The organism is Rhodococcus sp. BH5, assembly GCF_027583855.1.
In the GTDB taxonomy this organism is placed as follows: Bacteria; Actinomycetota; Actinomycetes; order Mycobacteriales; family Mycobacteriaceae; genus Rhodococcus_F; species Rhodococcus_F qingshengii.
In genome coordinates, this window is sequence record NZ_JAJHVW010000017.1 from 1 (window position 1) to 18,662 (window position 18,662).

Consider the following 18,662-nt stretch of genomic DNA (forward strand, 5'->3'; position numbering starts at 1 on the left):
TCTCGACGACGCCGGATACGTGCGCGTCGCTCCCGGTTCCACCGCGACCTCCGTCGACGGCGTCTTCGCTGCCGGTGACCTGGTCGATCACACGTACCGCCAGGCGATCACCGCTGCCGGCACTGGATGCTCCGCAGCAATCGACGCCGAACGCTGGCTGGCCGACCGCGGCGACATCACCGCCAACACGCTCGACGCAGCCGGCCACACGGTCGACGCCGTCTGACTCCCACACCCAGCGAAAGGAACTTCGATGAGCACGCCTTCAGTGCTGTTCGTGTGCGTCAAGAACGGCGGAAAGTCTCAGATGGCCGCCGGTCTCATGCGCAAAGCCGCCGGCGACCAGGTGGACGTGTACTCGGCCGGCACGAAACCCGGTGACGCGGTCAACGCCCTGTCCGCCGAAACCCTCCTCGAAGTCGGGGTGGACATCACCGGTGAAACTCCGACACTGATCGATCCGCAACTGGTGCGCGATGTCGACCTCGTCGTCACTCTCGGCAGCGAAGCGAAGGTCGATCCCGTCGCCGGTACCGACTTCGAGAACTGGGACACCGACGAGCCGTCCGAACGCGGAATCGACGGAATCGAACGAATGCGCCTTGTCCGCGACGACATCGCCGCCCGCGTCGACGCCCTCGCCGAGCGTCTCGCGACCCGCTGACACCGGATCGGTAGAACCCGCACCATCGAAGACTCGAGAAGCTAGAAAGAGAACATCACCATGAGCACCATCGAAGTATTCGAACCCGCCCTGTGCTGCAACACCGGCGTCTGCGGCGACGACGTCGACCAAGCGCTGATCACCTTCACCGCCGACCTCGACTGGGTCGCTAGCAACGGCGGCACCATCGCTCGTCACAACCTCGCCAACGACCCCCTTGCCTTCGCCGAAAACAGCACCGTCGCAGCGTTCCTCAAGATCTCCGGCTCCGAAGGACTCCCGCTGGCGCTCGTTGACGGAGTCACCGCCCTGACCGGTACATATCCGACCCGCAGCCAACTCGCGAAATGGGCAGGCATCACCGAACCCGCAACGGCTGAGGCGCCGGCCGGGATCGCCACGCTCGGACTCTCCGACACCTCGGCATGCTGCTCCACCGACGACACCGACTCCACCACCTGCTGCTGAAGAAAGCGCTCACACCGGACATGAAGTTCCTCAGCAACGCGCCCCGATTCCTGTTCTTCACCGGCAAAGGCGGTGTCGGTAAAACCTCCATCGCGTGCGCGAGCGCGATCACCCTCGCTCGCGCCGGGAAGAAAGTGCTGCTCGTGAGCACCGATCCCGCCTCCAACGTCGGGCAGGTGTTCGGTGTGAGCATCGGCAACACCATCACCCCGATCTCCGCCGCTCCCGGATTGTCGGCGCTCGAGATCGATCCGGAACAAGCCGCTGCCGCCTATCGCGAGCGGATCATCGGTCCCGTCCGCGGGCTGCTCCCCGAGAAGGAGATCGTGGCGATCGCCGAACAGCTCTCCGGGTCCTGCACCACCGAAATAGCGTCGTTCAACGAATTCACCGGACTGCTCTCCGGGAGCGATGAGATCACCGCGGGCTTCGACCATGTCCTCTTCGACACCGCCCCGACCGGGCACACCATCCGGCTCTTGCAGCTTCCCGGATCGTGGACCGAGTTCCTCGACGACGGCAAAGGCGACGCATCGTGCCTCGGGCCGCTGTCCGGACTCGACAAGCAGCGCACCATCTACGCCGACGCCGTTGCCGCCCTCGCAGATCCGCAGCGGACCCGCCTCGTCCTGGTCTCGCGCGCCCAGCGTTCGACGCTCGCCGAAATCACCCGCACCCACCGCGAACTGGCCGACATCGGACTGACCCACCAACACGTCGTCATCAACGGAGTCCTCCCTGAACCGGCCGACGACACCGATCCACTCGCGACCGCGATCCGCCGACGAGAGCAAGCCGCGATCGCCGCCCTGCCAACCGAATTGGCGCAACTACCCACCGATCAGGTCCCCCTCAAAGCGGCCAACATCGTTGGTATCGACGCACTCGAAGGCCTCTTCACCACCGATCCCAGCCCGTTATCTGCCGCCCCAGCGGACCCGGCCCCGCAGCTGCCCAGCGCTCCTCTCGCCTCCTTGATCGACGAACTCGACACAGATGATCACGGCCTGATCATGTGCATGGGCAAAGGCGGAGTCGGCAAGACCACCATCGCCGCCGCGATCGCTGTCGCCCTCGCCGAACGCGGCCATCAGGTGCACCTGACCACCACCGACCCCGCAGCGCACCTCACTGACACTCTCGGCGGAGAACTCGCCAACCTCCAGGTCTCCCGCATCGACCCCGCCGAGGCCACCGAGCAGTACCGCACCAGGGTCTTGACCAGCAAAGGCAAGAACCTCGACGAACGCGGACGCGCCAACCTCGCCGAAGACCTCCGATCGCCCTGCACCGAGGAAGTAGCAGTCTTCCAAGCATTTTCGCGGGTCATCCACGAATCGAGCCGCAAATTCGTCGTCGTCGACACCGCCCCGACTGGTCACACCTTGTTGCTCCTCGACGCCACCGGCTCCTACCACCGGGAAATCGCCCGCCAGATGGGAGAGAACACGAACTTCACCACCCCATTGATGCGACTCCAGGACCCAAACGCCACGAAGGTCCTGCTCGTGACCCTCGCCGAAACCACACCGGTCCTCGAAGCTGCCGGTCTGCAAGCTGATCTGCAGCGCGCAGGCATCGAACCCTGGGCATGGGTGGTCAACAACTCCCTCGCCGCTGCCGAACCGACCTCGCCGCTCCTGCAACAGCGCGCTGCCGGTGAAGTCAGCGAAATCGGCAGCATCACAAACAAATACAGCCAGCGAACCGCTATCGTCCCGATGCTCGCCGAAGAACCCATCGGCGAAGCCGCCCTGGCAGCTCTGAGCAAGGCATAGCCCCTGCTCCAAAAGTCGAGCACTACGAACCCCGACTGCGGTCAACAGCCAAAGGACAACGACCCGAGCTTGCCCGAGCAGGTCGCCCGACAGTAGGAATCGGGGTGGCCTCGGCTGGTGTTAGTCGAACTTATGTTCGAGTACCCTGGGTGTGCGGGAGTGTACGCGGATCCAGGAAAGCGGGGGCGACGATGAACCAACAGCCCCACTCATCAGCAACAACAGTGCTGACCGAGGCGGAAAAGCTCGAACAGCTACGCCGCAAGATGGCCTCGATCCCTGCCTGCTCCGACGGCACCGAACCAGCCACGCCGTCGGTGATGCTCAAACCCGTAGGCGAGCGCGAGCCGACCCCGATCGTGGCCACCGCGCAATCGACCCTCCGGATGCTTCCCGTCCCGGAGCCGATCGGTGATCTGCTCCCACGTGGGGGACTGGCACGCGGAACCGTCGTCAGCGTCGACGGCGCAGCATCGGTCCTGATCGGACTCCTCGCCACTGTCACCGCTGCCGGTGGGCACGTGGCGGTGATCGGAATGCCCGGACTCGGACTCCTCGCCTTCCACGAGCAAGGCGGCGACTTGGCGAAGGTCGCCCTCGTGCCCCAGCCCAAGGACGCTGCAATCGACTGCGCCGCAATTCTGCTGGAGGGATTCGACGTGGTTGTCCTGGGACTCTCTGGTGGCGCTGTAACGCCCTCACGAGGACGAGCGGTCGCTGCACGTGCAAGGAGTAAGGGATCGCTGCTTATCGTCACTGAGGGGCAATGGGACGGCCCGGATCTGCGAATCTCATCCCGAGTCGCCGGATACACAGGATTATCAGCGGGGAGAGGGCGAGTGACAGGCGTTCAGCTCGACGTCGCGGCCGCCGGCAAAGGATTCCAACAACGCACAGGCCGCATGGAAATCTGCGACGACACCCGACAACTCCGCTGGGCCACCGTCGACGACAACAGCCTCACCGCGACACCGCCGCTCCGGGCGGCACAGTGATCAATACCGACCACTGGACCGAACGCTGGCCCGACCACCCCGTGATCAGGACATTCGACCCACCGAGGGCAGTGAAAGTCGACATAGGCCGCGCGCTCCCGCTCGGACGCGGAGGAGCCTCACGCGCCGATCACGTGAGCATGCGCGTGAAAACCTCCGCGCTCTACATGTCCGGATACCTCGACGGGGTTTTGAAATTCTGGGCCAAAATGCACGACGGTCAATGGCTGGCCGGAGTAACCGTGCGCGTCACCGATGCCGGCGGAACCAATCTCGTCGTGATCGACATGCTGGTGACCGCCGATGCGGTTACCGAAGTGTAGGACCGACTTGAACTATCCAGTAGGCAATAGGTGGTCGGCATAGTGTTAGGTATGCGGCGATTTCGTACAGGGCTCATAACGGTAGTTTTGGTCGCTGTTCTCGTGGTCGGTGGGCTGATCGCCTTCCGCGTCCTCGACGAGAAACGGGCCCCAGCGGCGTTGCCTTCGGGGGGTGTGGTCGATCACTCCACATGTTTGGCACCGGAGGTGCTCTCGGCGGCGATACCTGTACCAGTACAGCCCCCAGAGCCAATGTCGGATGCTCTACCTCCGGCGGGCACGATTCCTGACGACTTCGAGCCGACATCTGTTGTGGTGTGCCAGTTCCTTGAATACACAAACGACTCAAGCGAGGCAGTCCTTCTGGAGACATCTAGAATCGGGGACATGGCGCAAGTAGTGGCGCAGTTGAATCGAGAGTCTCCCAAATCGCCGTGGTCTGGTGAGTGCCCCACGGCATCAAGCGCTTCCACGCCGGTGGTGTGGCTAGTAGACGCCACCGGGAATGCTGTCAGGGTTGCCCTTCCGGTTGATGGAATGTGTGGGTATCCGCTACCTGAAGCGTACGAGGCCGTTATGACGCTGGAAGTGCAAAACAAGCAGTTGCACTTCATCCCTCTAGCTCCTTGAAGTCGGTGGTTGCGTGCCAAACGAAGGCATACAACCACCGACAGTGCCAGGGACGCTACTCCACGAACGGATTAATTGGATCGGCGACAGCGTCACGCATAACCGTGACTGCCTCCGGTTCATTTGTCGTGCCACCTCGTTGTTGTGGAGCTTCCTCGATGGCTTTCGCGGCTTCGGCCGGTATTTCCTGCTGGCCAGCGAAGGCGATAACTGTATAGAAGTTGACCGCTGGATCAAACACAAGAGACAAGACGTATGCAGAACCTACAGTCAACAGTGGAACATCCTCCATTAAGACGAGAGTGTCGGTTTCCTCTATGAGACCGCCCGATTGCGAAACGGTGATCTCATCTCCCACATCACCCTTCAGAACAGAATTGACATGAACTGTATGTTGCGTCTCGGGCACGGCGCCAAGTCTCGATATGGAAGCCAGTTTCTCGGTGACCGTGCCGACAACAATGGTGTCAGCTTGATATGCGACCATCTGTGGATTGGATACGTCGTACGGGTACATACCCTCCAACGCCTCGACTCTACTTAGAGAGCTGACACCCTCCGTCGGCTGAACGACAGCGGAATCAACGATGGGAGCGGTCGGTGACGAAGGAGTTGAACACGCCGCGGAAAAAGCGGAGACCGCGGTAAGAGCGAGCACTGCAGTGATGGGCTTCAGGGTGTGACTCCATGTCATGGGAAACTCCACATCTGCGAGAAAGCGGTTTTGTCGACGATGTTCAGCTGAGTGACATTGCTACTTATCGGATCCATCAACGCCGTTTGGCAGCTATGACCCATCCCCATCGCGTGTCCAAATTCGTGTGCAACGAGGTTTGTCTGCCTGGCCAGCGTGCTGTACATGTTGTTCGGATAGGTTGTCGCACTCAGATAGGCATCATTGAACTGAACAGTTCGCGATGCTTTATCGTAGAAACCTACCGCCCCACCTGGCTGGTTATAGTCGCTGATTGTTACATCAGCCAGATTCGGATCAGAGGATTGCTGAATCTGAACCAGGCCGCGTGCGTTCCATATGAGCTTTGTGGAATTCAGTGCATTGGTATATTTTGTCGTTCCCTTATAGGTTAGCGTTTTGAGAGCTGTGTTGACAGACTCGCTGCCCGGATTGATGAAGGAACTGTCCGCGCCGGAGGTAAAGTACTTATTTCCGTTGAGGAAAGTTTGCCCCTTGCCATTGCCATAAACACCATTCGCGTTGGTTTCCTCTGTGCACTGGTAGGGATCAGTTGACGGGAATCCATACGGTCCGGTCTCCCACCCGCTCGCGCCCCATTGCGTCCGGATGTCGCCGTATGTGGCATATGCCGCAATAGCACCGTTTTGATAGGTGATCGCGCCGTTCTGAAAATTGTTGTACCGACCACCCACAGCCTGTTCCTCGGAAGTGACCGGATATCCGAGTACACCCTTCTCGTATTTAATGTTAGGGGTCAGGTACTTGGACAAGATCAGTCCTCCGACTTGCCGGCCACGACCTGGATCGACAGCTGCGGTCCAGAAAATGCGATTCGTATAACCGAACTCCTGCCACCTCCCTTCCCCGGATGCGCCGGCAAGTAGTTCATCGCTTGTCGGTTCACCGATTCGCGAAGAACCGTTCGGATTGAGGAACCTGAGAAATTCTTGCTCGATGGATCCAAAGATCCAGTGCCCGTTTCTGTATTGATCTGCATGCGCTACTCCGGGGGCAGCCAGCAGGGTTGCGGCGATGGCAGTGAAGATGACGAGTGGTGTCATCAAACGCGAACGTGTGCGCCTCCAGCGGTGAATCTTCAATGAAACTTCCTTCCGCATGAATGGAACATCATTTTGAAACCAAACCGTGTGGTGTGTTAAACGTAGAGTAAGATTTTGTAATCAAATCGGAACTAGTGATTGCATTTAGGTACGATTTTAGGCTAGGTGTTTCACTGAAATCCGGTATGGTTCGCCAAATTACTACTTTAGAACTAGGCGTATGCGCTCCACCGGCCAAATCGCGTTACGTGGAAACGGCCTATTTCTGATTTCAGTTTCTCATGGAGTAAATGTCAGGCACTGAGCCCAGTCGGTCGGATCACCGACTGCATCCGCCTGCCCGGCGGCCCGGCCACCTGCGGTGTCCCCCGAAGAGAACTCCGCTTCGCTCCGTCTGCAAAAGCGTTCTATTTGTTTTCCCTTCTGGCCTTCCGATTTTGACCGGCGGTGACCTGCGCGCAACCGCTGACTCCGCTTCGCTCCGGCCTTCGGCTCGAAAGACTTTTTCAACCCGCACTCGCAAGCTCGCAGAAAAACTCTTCCGCTCATCAGTTGCACTCCGGCCCCCTCATGCCGGTCCAACTCTCCTATGCCAGAAGGGCAAAAAAATTGGCGGGGCACGGGATTGGTCCCCAGCCACGAACGAAAGGTCACCGATGAGCGACGGCTACGACTACACCGAGGGCGGCGACTACGGCGCGGCAACCAGCCACTACGCCGGACTGACTTGCGGGTGCGGTGACTACTCCTGCCCTCGCATGCACAACGACGCCGCACAGTGCGTCAACGCCGAGTAACGACAACCACCCACCAACCTCGAGCAAAGGAAAACCGATGAGCAACGAGACGAACTGCGACTGCGGCCAAACCTCCTGCCCTGCAATGACAGACGACACGCAGATGTGCATCTACCCGGACCCCGGCGACTACGCCTGCACCGCGCAACGATCCGGCGACGAGGACTGCATCTGCGGTTGAGCGACCCACCACCCACCACAAAGGAGCCCCACATGAGCACCGAAACCGACACCCTCGCACCCGCGCTCGTCGCCGTTGTCGAGGCGACCGCAGCGCTCGATGCAGCGATGTTCGACCGCAGCCGCGAAGGATTCATCGACGTCACCGCCCTGGTCGATGCCTTCGCAGCCGCCCGCGCCGCAGCCCGCGACGCCGGACACACCGAGGAGGACATCGACGCCGCCGCCACCCCCACCAACTAACCACCCACCCATCCGTCACACGCAAGGACGCGCAGCATGACCGACCACAACCGCCCGATCGAAGGAGAAAACGATGTACGGCTACGACCTGCACAACATCTGCGAGAAAGCAGATGCCTGGGCGCAGTTGTTCGAGACAGCCGAATATCTCGACAGCGTCGTCGAGCACAACTGCTGCTCGGAAATCGACGTGTTCGTGGAGCTGCTCATCGCACTCGACTACCACGGCCACGCCTCCGACCTGATGGACGCACACATCGAGGCCGATAACTGCCGAGACCGCCACCCCACGGCCGATCAAGTGATCTTGGAACCGGCCACAGCCTGAGACCGAAAAGCCCACGGAAACAACACAACACCGGGCAGCTGATATCTGCCCGGTGTCGTGTCCCGAAGTCTACGAGAGGCAACACCATGACCGCAACACACACCGCCCCCGCCGCAGCACTCGAGGTCGCGCAGCTGCACCCCGACGCCCTCGACATCGGCGAGAACGTCCGCGACAGCGTCGATCTGGCGCAGACCCCCGACTTCGTCGAATCCATCCGCGAAAACGGAGTACTCGAAGCGATCAGCGCCGTCCGAACCGCAGACGGAACGATCGTCGTCCGCGACGGCCAGCGCCGCACCCTCGCAGCCCGCGAAACCGGCCTGACCAGCATCCCCGTCGTGATCTACCCCGACACCGAAGGCAGCGACAAGGCCCGCGCCGTCGACCGGATCGGCAAGCAGATCACCGCCAACCGGCACCGCGAAGGGCTGACGGCAGCTCAGCACACCCGAGGAGTGGCGCAGATGCTCGAATTCGGCGCATCCATCACGAAGGTGTCCAAGACCCTCGCGATGGACAAAAAGGACGTGAAAGCCCAGGCAGCGGTAGGGAAAGCCGAGGCAGCCCGCGCCGCCCTCGACGCCGGACAGCTCGACCTCGCACACGCGGCAGTAGTGGCCGAGTTCGAGGAAGCAGGAGACACCGAAGCCGTCGAAAAGCTCCTGACCACACGGCCTTACAACTTCGACCACGTAGCGGAGCGACTACGCGGGTTGCGCGAAGAACGGGAGGCATACGCCCTCGCCGCAGCCCCGTTCGAGGAGAAGGGATTTACGATCCTTCCGCACGATCACATCAGTTTCGGGGAGGAGGTGCCGTCCCCATCCGACCTGGTCACCACAGACGGCGACGAGGTCACCCCGGACATGATCGACGCAGCCCCGCAGTTCTGGGCAGTGTTCCTGGGATTGAACGACGCCTTTTTCGACAAAGCCACCGACGAGCGCGTCGATTACGACGACGTCGATTGGGACACCGAAGACGACGATTCCGCCGTACCCGACGAAGGGCTACGGCACGCCAACACCGTCGACTACCGGCCCGAATACCTCCCGGAATACTGGTGCATCGACCAGGAAGGCGCAGGACTCGAGCCGCGCCCGATCATCGACGCAGTTCCCGCCGCCGCAGGTGGCAGCGGAAACGGCCCCGCCGAGGCAGCTCGGGCAGTGCGCGAGCAGGAAGCGAAGGACAAGCAGGAACGCCGACGAGTCCGCGAGCTGAACAAGCAGGCCGAGGCCGCGACCACCGTCCGCCGCGAGTTCCTGCGCACAACCTTGCTCGCCCGCAAGACCCCACCGAAAACGGCAGCGGCCTACGTCGCGACCACCCTCGCCCGCGATCCCGGACTGATCTCGGAATACAAGGCAGCGGAATCACTCGGTGAGCTGCTCGGATTCAAGGGCTACTACCCCGGCCGAGAGTTGGCCGAGCAAGTGGCGAAGGTGTCCGAGGCTCGCGCTCAGGTGCTGCTCCTCGCGCTGGTGATCGCCGCGCAAGAGTCCCGCATGGTCAAAGACGCATGGCGATCCAAGCCCAAGAACGCCGACCAGTACCTCAGTTTCCTGATGGAACTGGGCTACACCCTCGCCGCCGTCGAGGAAATCATCACCGGACAGCTCACATTCGACGAGGTCGCGATCGACTGACCCGATGAAGCGGCGATCCCCAGCCCGAAAGGGCTGGGGACCGTCCGCCCTTCCGCCCCGCACCTTCCGCCCCCGGCCGGCGGTCAGAGCCACCGGCGGACCGGAAGGGCGGAATACGGACACCACCACAGACACACAAGAAAGCACCCGGCCGCCGGCCACGAACCACGACAAAAGCGCAAGGAAAAGGAACCGACCCGCCCCGGTGTGAACATTCTTCTATCCCGACACTCGCGCATCAAGGCCGCTCCAGAAATAATATCCACACGCGCACTCGCACACTCGAACAAAGGCGCTACGATATTTTTTCCTACACTCACCTTGACTCACTCCCGCCGAGACCAGAATATCGGCACATACCGGGGGAGGGGCAAAAATGCTGGTAGGGCGCATGGAAGCAGCTGTGTACATCATGGTTTGGATTAGTGAAAGAATGCGTAAAATGATTGAAGATGCCATTAGCTAACGCGGAAACTAATCGAAGAAATACCCGAGAAAGTATTGGCTTATATCGCATTGTTCGATAGAATGAAATCAATAAAGAATCACCGACAAGGGGGAATGACAATGGCGATCACCGTATATACCAAACCCGCATGTGCGCAATGCAATGCCACGTACCGCGCACTCGACAAAGCGGGAATCGAATACGACGTCATCGACATCACCGAAAACGCACAGGCCCGCGCTTACGTCATGAGTCTCGGATACCTGCAAGCCCCCGTCGTCGTCGCAGGAGAAAACCACTGGAGTGGATTCCGTCCCGACGAAATCTCCAAGCTCACCCCGGCCGCCTGACCACACACTTTCACCAGCGAAACGAGGACACCATGACCGCAGCAGCATTCACCTTCACCCCCGATGCAGACTTCGTCGACCGCGCACTCGACGCCGAGCTCCGCCGCGACAGCGAATCCGTCGACCGCAAACTCCGCACCATGCTCGCCGCCCTCGACGACTCCCTCGCCGGAATCAGTGATGCACGCGAAGAGCTACACACCCTCTACACCGCCCCCGGCACGGACACCGCCGAAGTTGTTGCCGGCCATGACCAGGACATCGCAACTCACCTCGAGGACGCAGCCCGCAACCTCCGCGCAGCCGCCGAGATCCTGCGCAGCCACCGGCAACTCACCTCACCGCGACCCTGACCTCCCATGCCCACCGGCGACAGCAAGGACCCCGACGTGACACTCTCACTGGCCACCGTCCCCGACTTCGACGACCTCACCGACAACGAAGGCGAGATCGACGAATACAGCACCGCCCTCGACGTCGAGGCTCAACTCCTCTGCTCGCTGCTCTGGGCGCCGGCCGAGAGTGCGAAGCGTGCCGTCGCAGCTCTGACCAGCGCCGACTTCTACCGACCCGTGAACGCAGCACTGTTCACCGCCATCGAGGAGCTAGTCACTGCCGGCAAACCTCACAACAGTGCCCACGTCTTCACCACCTTGCAGCAGGAAGGACGCACCAGCGGGCACCTCGGGAAACAGCTCACCAAAGCACTCACCGACATCACCACCATCGGCGTCCCGTCCGCTGAACTCGAGCACAACATCGCCGCAGTCCTCACCCAGGCCTACCGCCGCGGATTCCGCGAAGCAGCACGATCCCTCGCCCAAGCCGCCGAAGAACTCCCCGAAGACCAACTGTTCGAGCACCTGCTCAGCATCGGCCGCGAACGCCGCGCAGCCTCCCAACGCCTCGCCGCCATCCGCGAAGGCCGAGCATGAACACTCCAGACAAGCCAGATCAGCGAATCAGCAGGCCGGGGGTGGTGAAACACAGCATCTTCGGTGTCCTCGCCCTCGCCGTCGCAGCCCTGGACTTCACCATCGGAACCAGCCGAACCCTCATTTCCGGAGTCGGATTACTCGCCCTTTCGACCTACAGCTTCCTGAAAGCGGCCAAACTCCGAAGGTCGCCCTCGAGCAGACAGGAACCCAGAACATGAACGACGACGAGCACGACGCCTGGCAGCTGCACCACCACGGTGCCGACTGGGACGAAATCGGCACCGAAATGGGATGCAGCCCCACCGCCGCGCAAACCCTCGCAGCCGCCTACGAGAAACGCACCGACAACGCAGCCGCACAAACCCAAAACACTCTGTTCTGAACACCGCCCCACAACCGTTGCTGACCGCAGGAAACAGGCAATGATCAGGTAGAATAGAGAACGGTGCGCAGCTCCCCCGCGCACCACCACACTCGCCCGAGTCGACGAAGGAGCACCGGTGACCACTGCACGCAACGCACAGTCGCACATGACCGAAGCCCAGATCGACCGAGCCATCACCGCCGCCACCGCCGGCCACCGCATGGCCGGCATGGAACCCACCGACTACGACATCGAAATCGGACGCCGGCAACTACGCGGAGAAATCACCGGCGACGAAGCAGTCGCACTCGTCCTCGCCGAAAACCGCCGCCGCCGAGCTGCCCGCAGTTGAAAGACCCGTACGTCGACCCCGAAACCGGGGTCCTGATCAACAAACTCGGGCACACCGACCCCCAAGCACTCCTCGAGGATGAACGAGCAGCCGCCTATCAGCGCATCCTGCAACTCGAAACACAGCCCATCGCAGGCAATTTCGACTTCGAACACCTGAAAAAGATCCACCAATTCATCCTGCAAGACGTCTACGACTGGGCCGGCACCCTCCGCACCCGCGACACAGGCGCCGTCGGCATGAACCTCCCACACTGCCGACCCGAACACATCGAAAACCAAGCCGCATTCATCTTCCGCGGAATCGCCAAAGACAACTTCCCCCAAGGACTCCCGAAAGACCGCGCCGTCGACCGACTCGCCTACCACTGGGGCGAAACCACCGTCCTGCACCCATTCCGAGACGGCAACTCCCGCACACAACGAGTCTTCTTCGACGAACTCCTCAAATCCTCCGGCTGGACCATCGACTGGCAAAAAGTCCACGCCTCCGCAGTACAAGCAGCCCGCTACGTCGCCATGGAAGCAACCCACACACCACTCCGCGACGTCCTCGCCCCCGGCGTACACCGCAACAACACCGAACCACCCACCCTCGCCAAAACTCAAGGCAACGTCATCCACCTCGAGGTAGCCGAGCACCACAAAGCGATGATCGAGCACCTACGCAGCGGAAACCGCGAACCCTACAACCCCAACGAACTCAGCGACATCGCCAACCGCGCCCGCATGAGCTTCCCCGCATCACCCACGCACCGTGCCCGCAGCGCGGCCCCCGAAGACACCACACCGAAACGGCCGGCCACACCGAAACGCGAACACGACCTCGGCAGAGACTGACCCTCGCGATTGCGCGGAGTCAGCGCAGGTCAGCCGCATCGACGACATACGAAACTGTCGGCACGTTCGGCGTCCGCCGGGTACTCCCACACGTCTCACACTTCCCCGAACGCTGTGAACCGCCGACCACAGTTGGCATCGACACCCACACCCCACCGCACCCAACGCCCGGCGAGATCACTTCTGAACACGGCTGCGTCACCGGCGTTGACTGATTCATCAACCCACCGTAGGACAGATTCCGACTCGTGTCAGACACACTCGCACGTAACCTGAAAACCAGAGAGAAGCGCGCCGCCGCCGCTTAACCCGGCGGCGACGTGCCCTTCACCCTGCGATCAAACCGCGACTAAATCACTACAGGCGTTGCTGCCGAGCCGGCCAGTACTTCCTAATCAACCACCGAACAAGCATCAACAACCCGAAAACAGCCCACGCCGCGAAGAACGAAAATCCCGCACCCACCAGCACAGGGACGACGAACACGACCAAATCTGGACCTGCGGATACCAGCGCTTCCACTGCCGGCCGGAGACACCACCAGAGACCCTGTATCAGCAGGTCAATCATCAAAATTGTCTTCTCGCCGCCAGTAACCACCTTGGACCGCTCGACCTTGGACCACCAACGTGTCCAACCCCATCGACCGGCCGCACCCTCACTAATATCTTCTCTATAACCGTCGCTCATATCTTTCCCGCTTCCTATTGATCCAGTTGAATTGTCTATCGACAGAAAAAGCACACATGTGTGGCGTTCCTTCCAATCAATCTGGTTATGAACCGATCACGAGGCCCGTGAACGGAAACCAACCATAACAGCGCCAAGCCAATTCCGGTAGCCCCCTGTGTGGGCACCGAACCAGCAGGTCACAGCTCCGGTAGGTGTCATTACAGTACTACATGCCGAGCATCCCCGCGACGTTAGGGAAAATGAGAACGCGCATTAAACGCCATTAAAGTTATTGCCCGGAGATAATGTGTATCGATAAGCGGAAAGAATGCAATCGGATTATGTTAAAGCCGGTGAATCATCATCGAATGAACTTCGATACTGTGGCGAGAAATCTCAATCCAAGATTGATCAGAGCTACCGCGACACCAAGCGTGGCCGGCCTCCGTCGCTCCCGCACAATCACCCCGCCAGCCGCCCGAGTAGGAGGTGCGAACGCCTGGCCTGTTACCGGCGGTGTGTTGGCGCCTGCCCGGCGGCCGGCCACCTTCGGTGTCCTCCGAATTGAGCTCCGCTGCGCTCCGCACCAGCGAAAAGCGTTGATTTGTTTGTCCTTCTGGCCTTCCGATTCTCGTCGGCGGTGACCTGCGCGCAACCCCTGGCGGCGATGCCGGCCCGAGGGCTCCGAGAAATTTTCTCAACCCGCACTCGCACGCTCGCAGAGAAATTTTCCCGGCCCAGGGGTGGCACTCCGGCCCCCTCATGCCGACGTGATTCTCCTTTGCCAGCAGGGCAAAAAAATGGCGGCCACCGAGCAGGGGGACGCCACCGGATCAGCGGAGGTTGAAAGTTATGGGTGCGAAGACCACGGCAGACAAGAGCGCAGCGCGACGCGAGCAGGCCGCCGCACTGCACGAGAGCATCACCGCGAAGGTCGCCCAGCTCACCGACACCGATGCATGGGCCGCCTACCTGACCGCCGCAGCAGCGTTCCACGCGTACAGCTTCAACAACGTCATGTTGATTTTCTCGCAGGCCCCGGACGCCAGCCAGGTCGCCGGATTCCGCAAGTGGCAAGAACTCGGACGACAGGTCCGCAAGGGCGAAAAGTCGATCAAGATTTTCGGCTACTCGACCAAGAAGATCACCGAAACCGACACCGAGACCGGCGAGGAAACCACCCGCCGCGCAGCACGGTTCCCGATCCTGTCCGTGTTCGACATCGCCCAAACCGACCCGATCGAAGGACACCCCGCCCAAGCAGCAGAAACCATCACCACCCGACTACAAGGGGACGACCCCGCAACCATCTACACCCGCATCGCGCAGGTGATGACCGAACAGGGATGGACCGTCACCCGCGAGCACATCGCCGGAGAATCGAACGGCCGCACCAGCCTCGACGGATCACGCCGCATCATCGTCGACGACACGATCAGCGACGCCCAAGCCGCGAAAACGATGATTCACGAAGCCGCCCACGCGCTCATGCACGCCAGCGGAGACATCGACCCCGCCGATCTGCACCGAGGCCGCGCCGAAGTCGAAGCCGAATCCGTCGCCTACGTCCTGGCCGGACTGCTCGGACTCGACACCACCGATTACAGCATCGGCTACATCGCCGGATGGGGAAACGGAGACCTCGAGGTCATCACCGACACCGCCCGCGCAGTCCTGACGACAGTCCACACCCTCGCCGAGGCACTCGAACCCGACGCCGACGAAGCCGAGGACACCGCAGCCGCCTAGACGGCAGCACCCCACAGACGCAGTGCGACACCGGGCGGTAGGAGCCCGCCCGGTGTCGCACCCGAAAGTCTACGGAATGAAACCTCGCCCGGTCGATCACTGCCTATTTGCTAGAAATCTGGATCGGTGCGCTGCCCATTGAGGGTGGGCGCAGCATAGGCGCACATTTTGCGAACGAACTGCACTTTTCTCGAAATATCAGGGGCATTTCGATGAAGTACGTACCAATCGGTTTGCGAAATTTTGAACTTACGCTACGGTCAGTAACTGTTCAGTAATCGTCGGGTACGTACATCGAAGATGGAGATACTCATGGTCAAGTCGAAAGCATGGGCCGCAACGGCCGTCACGGCCCTTTCCTTCGCAGCCCTCGCCGCTGCGCCTACTGCTACCGCAGAACCTGCCCCGGCGGCAGATCCTTTGCTCGCGTACGCAGAACAGAATCCCCATGACTTCATCGGCATCAATGCTCTGGCTGAACAGCAGCTCGGCCAGAGCATCCAGTTCAGTGTCTCCGGCGTCGACGGGCCGGTAGATGCCGCAACGGCAGACCTACTGAGCAACCAGACACCGCAGGAAGGGATCGTCGCCCGTGCAGTCCCCACGGATGCATTCAGCGTTGTCGGATACTGGCTGCCCACCCCGGGACGCACCGCAACGTACATGGGTACGTGGAACTTTCGTGACGACTACGTCAACGGATCTGCACCCGATGACTTCGCCTCCATCATGTTCGACTTCTCCAACCGATGCCTGACTACGGTCTCCACGACGTACAACTCGTATTACTACGACGGAGAACGCACCACCGACAGCGCGGCGTACCTCAAAGACGGTGGTGTCGGCGGCGCTCCCATCGTGGGCCTTCGCGATGCGGTGTCGGGCTTCAAACTGAACGTCGACCACGGGCACATCAGCTCGACCGTTACCCGCAAACTCGGTTGCAACGCGCAGTCGTTCGGAGCGCAGTTCGCGTACGAGCACAACCAGGACGGTGGCAGTGCCGGATCGGTGTCCGCGTCCTTCATCGGTGGACTGTCCATCGGCTACAGCGGCAGCCCGGCCACGATGCAAAAGAGCACGAACCCGACCTACATCAACTTCTGAGCGCGTCGCGCTGGTTAGGCTCGCGTCATGAACAAGTTCACGAGTGCAACCCTGTTGCTCTACCTCGTCGCAGTCCTCGCGCAACTGTTGACGTGGGCGGATCTCAGTGGCGCTGAACGAAGCACGCGCGTTGTCGGATTTCTGCTTGTCGGAGCACTGTTGACGGCAATCCTGAGCTTGGGCGGCTCACGCGACAAGAAGTCCCCAGGCGACAAGTCCTAGCAGAATCCCGGTCGGTGGGTCAGTGGTGCGTTTCCCGCACCGCTGACCCGCCGACCGTTGTTATGTCCGCCCGCGGGCAGTAGGTGTTGGCGACTGCACGCTGCCGGTGGAGAGGTGACGCCTGCCCGGCGGCCGGCCACCTTCGGTGTCCCCCGAAATGAACTCCGCTTCGCTGCGTCCTGATGAAGAACATCTTTTTGTCCTCCTTCTGGCCTTCCGATTCTCGTCGGCGGTGACCTGCGCGCAACCCCTGGCGGCGCAAGCGCCGGCCGATGGCTCCGAGAAATTTTCGTCACTCGCAAGCTCCCGCCGAAATTTTCCCGGCCCAGGGGTGGCACTCCGGCCCCTCATGCCGACGCGATTCTCCTTTGCCAGCAGGCGAAAAAAATTGGCGGGGCACCCGGCCCGGTCACTTTCATCAGCGAGGGGAACGACATGCAGCGCATCCGTTTGAACACCGCCACCGAGGTACTCGCCTCCATCCCCACCATGCTCGGATTCATCCCGACCGCATCGGTGATCGTGATCATGCTCAAAGACGAAATCGTCGACGGCCGAACCACCAAGCAAATTGCCCTTGTCGCACGCACCGACGCCGCCACCGGCGAGGGCACCGAATTCGATCCCGCCCCGTACCTCGAAGCCGCCGCACGCGCCGACACCACCGCCACGATCTGCGTTGCCGTCGCCGAAGACGCCGCCGCAGTCATCGCGCTCGACCAGATCGCGATCCTGCGCCAGGGATTCCGTGACGCCGGAATCCACGACATGCTCGCCCTGCACGTCACCGCGCTCGAAGCCGGAGCGTTGTGGACCGACCTCGACACGTACGCGACCGGACTCACCGAAGACCCGAACGCCTCAACGTTGAGCATTCACAACGCCGTCGAAGAGGGCCGCACCACCGCAGCCTCACGCGAGGACATCGCTGCCCGCTACGCCGTCACCGTCGAAGCGGACACCGCACCCGCACACGCAGCGCTGCACGCGCAGGGACCGGACTTCGTTCGCCACACCGTCACCGAACTCGTGACACTCATCCGCACACGGGGCAACCCGGACGCCGAGCTGGCCGCACGTGTCGGACTGTGCGCCACCATCAGCCCCACCGCACGCGATGCCCTGCTGTTCACCGCCAACGGAAACGAGCACGCAGCCGCCCACGCGTTCGCGACCATCGCCCGCCAGGTACGCGGCAACGCTCGCATCCAGATTCTCACCGTCGCGGCGTACTGCTCGTACATCAGCGGCGACGGGCCCAGTACCGGCATCGCACTCGAGGCCGCCCAAGCCGCAGTGATCGAAGGTAACGGCGAACACGACACCCCACTGCGCAACCTGCTCGACTTCGCACTCGAGCACGCAGTCTCGCCCGCCGCAGTCACCACGCAACTGCACGCGATCGGTGCCGATGCAGCGCGATCCTTCGGCGTCGACGTCGACAATTTCGACAGCTGAAAAACGGCAGCGGCCCCGACTTCGCGAAGAAGTCGGGGCCGCTCCCGTATGCGGTGGCGGTTGTGCGGGCATCGAGCCCTAACAACCGCTGCGCCAGCTCCCCAGCACGCCACCAGTGCAATGCGGCGCACCGAAGATCAATCGAACAAGTGATCCGTCGTCCCCGGCGCGGGAAACGCGAAATCGATCTGAGCACGCGCAACGGGTTCGCCGGTCAGTCCTTCGACAACAGCGGCAAGATCCGCATCGGTGATCACCTTGAGATGCTTCGTCGATTGGTACATCGCGGCCTCGACTGCGGAGCGTTCCACAGGGATGCTCTTGTCATTCACGGCTGGGCCTTTCGT

Annotated in this window: 24 protein-coding genes and 1 pseudogene; 22 read left to right on the forward strand and 3 right to left on the reverse strand. The window is 61.5% G+C overall.

Annotated elements, in window-relative coordinates; translation table 11 throughout:
* The 6 genes and pseudogenes from RhoBH5_RS28355 to RhoBH5_RS28380 all read left to right on the forward strand — a co-directional run.
* Nucleotides 1–226, forward strand: a pseudogene (locus RhoBH5_RS28355) (thioredoxin-disulfide reductase); the annotation flags it as partial.
* A gap of 27 nt (nt 227–253) precedes the next feature.
* Complete coding sequence (locus tag RhoBH5_RS28360) at nt 254–664, forward strand: arsenate-mycothiol transferase ArsC (RefSeq protein WP_270009049.1); 411 nt, start codon at nt 254–256, stop codon at nt 662–664.
* A gap of 60 nt (nt 665–724) precedes the next feature.
* Nucleotides 725–1,132: an arsenite efflux transporter metallochaperone ArsD gene (gene arsD, locus RhoBH5_RS28365; RefSeq protein WP_270009050.1), complete on the forward strand. Its 408-nt coding sequence runs from the start codon at nt 725–727 to the stop codon at nt 1,130–1,132.
* Nucleotides 1,133–1,152: 20 nt separating this feature from the next.
* Nucleotides 1,153–2,910 (forward strand): arsenical pump-driving ATPase, encoded by a 1,758-nt coding sequence (arsA, locus tag RhoBH5_RS28370; RefSeq protein ID WP_270009051.1) that lies wholly within the window; start codon nt 1,153–1,155, stop codon nt 2,908–2,910.
* A gap of 191 nt (nt 2,911–3,101) precedes the next feature.
* On the forward strand, nt 3,102–3,905 hold the full coding sequence (locus tag RhoBH5_RS28375) for a hypothetical protein (protein ID WP_270009052.1): 804 nt from the start codon (nt 3,102–3,104) through the stop codon (nt 3,903–3,905).
* Nucleotides 3,902–4,228 (forward strand): hypothetical protein, encoded by a 327-nt coding sequence (locus tag RhoBH5_RS28380; protein ID WP_270009053.1) that lies wholly within the window; start codon nt 3,902–3,904, stop codon nt 4,226–4,228. Before RhoBH5_RS28375 ends, RhoBH5_RS28380 begins: the two co-directional genes overlap by 4 nt.
* Nucleotides 4,229–4,913: 685 nt before the next feature.
* On the opposite strand, the gene RhoBH5_RS28385 is transcribed toward RhoBH5_RS28380, so the two are convergent.
* Nucleotides 4,914–5,375: a hypothetical protein gene (locus RhoBH5_RS28385; protein WP_270009054.1), complete on the reverse strand. Its 462-nt coding sequence runs from the start codon at nt 5,373–5,375 to the stop codon at nt 4,914–4,916.
* A gap of 173 nt (nt 5,376–5,548) precedes the next feature.
* A complete protein-coding gene (locus tag RhoBH5_RS28390; RefSeq protein WP_270009055.1) occupies nt 5,549–6,616 on the reverse strand; it encodes a matrixin family metalloprotease in 1,068 nt (355 codons plus the stop codon).
* A gap of 656 nt (nt 6,617–7,272) precedes the next feature.
* On the opposite strand from RhoBH5_RS28390, the gene RhoBH5_RS28395 reads away from it, so the two are divergent.
* The 16 genes from RhoBH5_RS28395 (at nt 7,273) to RhoBH5_RS28470 (ending at nt 18,315) form a co-directional block, all read left to right on the forward strand.
* Complete coding sequence (locus RhoBH5_RS28395; protein ID WP_270009056.1) at nt 7,273–7,413, forward strand: hypothetical protein; 141 nt, start codon at nt 7,273–7,275, stop codon at nt 7,411–7,413.
* A 37-nt stretch (nt 7,414–7,450) separates the two neighbouring features.
* The gene (locus RhoBH5_RS28400; RefSeq protein ID WP_020971538.1) at nt 7,451–7,594 is read left to right on the forward strand and encodes a hypothetical protein; all 144 of its coding nucleotides are present in this window, start codon (nt 7,451–7,453) and stop codon (nt 7,592–7,594) included.
* Nucleotides 7,595–7,626: 32 nt separating this feature from the next.
* Complete coding sequence (locus tag RhoBH5_RS28405) at nt 7,627–7,836, forward strand: hypothetical protein (protein ID WP_007734790.1); 210 nt, start codon at nt 7,627–7,629, stop codon at nt 7,834–7,836.
* Between the two features lie 73 nt (nt 7,837–7,909).
* Entirely contained in the window at nt 7,910–8,164 is a 255-nt protein-coding gene (locus tag RhoBH5_RS28410) for a hypothetical protein (RefSeq protein ID WP_270009057.1), read from the forward strand.
* 86 nt (nt 8,165–8,250) lie between these two features.
* On the forward strand, nt 8,251–9,816 hold the full coding sequence (locus RhoBH5_RS28415; RefSeq protein ID WP_270009058.1) for a ParB/RepB/Spo0J family partition protein: 1,566 nt from the start codon (nt 8,251–8,253) through the stop codon (nt 9,814–9,816).
* A 567-nt stretch (nt 9,817–10,383) separates the two neighbouring features.
* The gene (gene nrdH / locus RhoBH5_RS28420; protein ID WP_270009059.1) at nt 10,384–10,614 is read left to right on the forward strand and encodes a glutaredoxin-like protein NrdH; all 231 of its coding nucleotides are present in this window, start codon (nt 10,384–10,386) and stop codon (nt 10,612–10,614) included.
* 32 nt (nt 10,615–10,646) lie between these two features.
* Nucleotides 10,647–10,967 (forward strand): hypothetical protein, encoded by a 321-nt coding sequence (locus tag RhoBH5_RS28425; protein ID WP_042925375.1) that lies wholly within the window; start codon nt 10,647–10,649, stop codon nt 10,965–10,967.
* 6 nt (nt 10,968–10,973) lie between these two features.
* Nucleotides 10,974–11,549, forward strand: a complete 576-nt coding sequence (locus RhoBH5_RS28430; protein WP_075835822.1) for a DnaB-like helicase N-terminal domain-containing protein — start codon at nt 10,974–10,976, stop codon at nt 11,547–11,549.
* Complete coding sequence (locus tag RhoBH5_RS28435; protein WP_270009060.1) at nt 11,546–11,770, forward strand: hypothetical protein; 225 nt, start codon at nt 11,546–11,548, stop codon at nt 11,768–11,770. Before RhoBH5_RS28430 ends, RhoBH5_RS28435 begins: the two co-directional genes overlap by 4 nt.
* Nucleotides 11,767–11,934, forward strand: coding sequence for a hypothetical protein (locus RhoBH5_RS28440; RefSeq protein WP_198174637.1), 168 nt, complete (start codon nt 11,767–11,769; stop codon nt 11,932–11,934). The genes RhoBH5_RS28435 and RhoBH5_RS28440 overlap by 4 nt, the downstream gene beginning before the upstream one ends.
* A 118-nt stretch (nt 11,935–12,052) precedes the next feature.
* The gene (locus RhoBH5_RS28445; protein ID WP_270009061.1) at nt 12,053–12,268 is read left to right on the forward strand and encodes an antitoxin VbhA family protein; all 216 of its coding nucleotides are present in this window, start codon (nt 12,053–12,055) and stop codon (nt 12,266–12,268) included.
* The gene (locus RhoBH5_RS28450) at nt 12,265–13,107 is read left to right on the forward strand and encodes a Fic/DOC family protein (RefSeq protein ID WP_075835814.1); all 843 of its coding nucleotides are present in this window, start codon (nt 12,265–12,267) and stop codon (nt 13,105–13,107) included. The genes RhoBH5_RS28445 and RhoBH5_RS28450 overlap by 4 nt, the downstream gene beginning before the upstream one ends.
* Before the next feature lie 1,524 nt (nt 13,108–14,631).
* Nucleotides 14,632–15,528: an ArdC-like ssDNA-binding domain-containing protein gene (locus tag RhoBH5_RS28455; protein ID WP_270009062.1), complete on the forward strand. Its 897-nt coding sequence runs from the start codon at nt 14,632–14,634 to the stop codon at nt 15,526–15,528.
* 312 nt (nt 15,529–15,840) lie between these two features.
* The gene (locus RhoBH5_RS28460) at nt 15,841–16,635 is read left to right on the forward strand and encodes a hypothetical protein (RefSeq protein ID WP_270009063.1); all 795 of its coding nucleotides are present in this window, start codon (nt 15,841–15,843) and stop codon (nt 16,633–16,635) included.
* 27 nt (nt 16,636–16,662) lie between these two features.
* Nucleotides 16,663–16,857: a hypothetical protein gene (locus RhoBH5_RS28465; protein WP_270009064.1), complete on the forward strand. Its 195-nt coding sequence runs from the start codon at nt 16,663–16,665 to the stop codon at nt 16,855–16,857.
* Nucleotides 16,858–17,292: 435 nt separating this feature from the next.
* Nucleotides 17,293–18,315, forward strand: coding sequence for a DUF4192 family protein (locus RhoBH5_RS28470; RefSeq protein WP_270009065.1), 1,023 nt, complete (start codon nt 17,293–17,295; stop codon nt 18,313–18,315).
* 137 nt (nt 18,316–18,452) lie between these two features.
* On the opposite strand, the gene RhoBH5_RS28475 is transcribed toward RhoBH5_RS28470, so the two are convergent.
* Nucleotides 18,453–18,647: a hypothetical protein gene (locus RhoBH5_RS28475; RefSeq protein WP_270009066.1), complete on the reverse strand. Its 195-nt coding sequence runs from the start codon at nt 18,645–18,647 to the stop codon at nt 18,453–18,455.
* Between the last annotated feature and the right edge of the window lie 15 nt (nt 18,648–18,662).

Bases quoted from the DNA above. Each gene is read 5' to 3' on its own strand.
- RhoBH5_RS28360 (WP_270009049.1), top strand. From the start codon at position 254: ATGAGCACGCCTTCAGTGCTGTTCGTGTGCGTCAAGAACGGCGGAAAG.
- arsD (WP_270009050.1), top strand. From the start codon at position 725: ATGAGCACCATCGAAGTATTCGAACCCGCCCTGTGCTGCAACACCGGC.
- arsA (WP_270009051.1), top strand. From the start codon at position 1,153: ATGAAGTTCCTCAGCAACGCGCCCCGATTCCTGTTCTTCACCGGCAAA.
- RhoBH5_RS28375 (WP_270009052.1), top strand. From the start codon at position 3,102: ATGAACCAACAGCCCCACTCATCAGCAACAACAGTGCTGACCGAGGCG.
- RhoBH5_RS28385 (WP_270009054.1), bottom strand. From the start codon at position 5,375: ATGTACCCGTACGACGTATCCAATCCACAGATGGTCGCATATCAAGCT.
- RhoBH5_RS28390 (WP_270009055.1), bottom strand. From the start codon at position 6,616: ATGACACCACTCGTCATCTTCACTGCCATCGCCGCAACCCTGCTGGCT.
- RhoBH5_RS28395 (WP_270009056.1), top strand. From the start codon at position 7,273: ATGAGCGACGGCTACGACTACACCGAGGGCGGCGACTACGGCGCGGCA.
- RhoBH5_RS28400 (WP_020971538.1), top strand. From the start codon at position 7,451: ATGAGCAACGAGACGAACTGCGACTGCGGCCAAACCTCCTGCCCTGCA.
- RhoBH5_RS28405 (WP_007734790.1), top strand. From the start codon at position 7,627: ATGAGCACCGAAACCGACACCCTCGCACCCGCGCTCGTCGCCGTTGTC.
- RhoBH5_RS28410 (WP_270009057.1), top strand. From the start codon at position 7,910: ATGTACGGCTACGACCTGCACAACATCTGCGAGAAAGCAGATGCCTGG.
- RhoBH5_RS28415 (WP_270009058.1), top strand. From the start codon at position 8,251: ATGACCGCAACACACACCGCCCCCGCCGCAGCACTCGAGGTCGCGCAG.
- nrdH (WP_270009059.1), top strand. From the start codon at position 10,384: ATGGCGATCACCGTATATACCAAACCCGCATGTGCGCAATGCAATGCC.
- RhoBH5_RS28425 (WP_042925375.1), top strand. From the start codon at position 10,647: ATGACCGCAGCAGCATTCACCTTCACCCCCGATGCAGACTTCGTCGAC.
- RhoBH5_RS28430 (WP_075835822.1), top strand. From the start codon at position 10,974: ATGCCCACCGGCGACAGCAAGGACCCCGACGTGACACTCTCACTGGCC.
- RhoBH5_RS28435 (WP_270009060.1), top strand. From the start codon at position 11,546: ATGAACACTCCAGACAAGCCAGATCAGCGAATCAGCAGGCCGGGGGTG.
- RhoBH5_RS28440 (WP_198174637.1), top strand. From the start codon at position 11,767: ATGAACGACGACGAGCACGACGCCTGGCAGCTGCACCACCACGGTGCC.
- RhoBH5_RS28455 (WP_270009062.1), top strand. From the start codon at position 14,632: ATGGGTGCGAAGACCACGGCAGACAAGAGCGCAGCGCGACGCGAGCAG.
- RhoBH5_RS28460 (WP_270009063.1), top strand. From the start codon at position 15,841: ATGGTCAAGTCGAAAGCATGGGCCGCAACGGCCGTCACGGCCCTTTCC.
- RhoBH5_RS28465 (WP_270009064.1), top strand. From the start codon at position 16,663: ATGAACAAGTTCACGAGTGCAACCCTGTTGCTCTACCTCGTCGCAGTC.
- RhoBH5_RS28470 (WP_270009065.1), top strand. From the start codon at position 17,293: ATGCAGCGCATCCGTTTGAACACCGCCACCGAGGTACTCGCCTCCATC.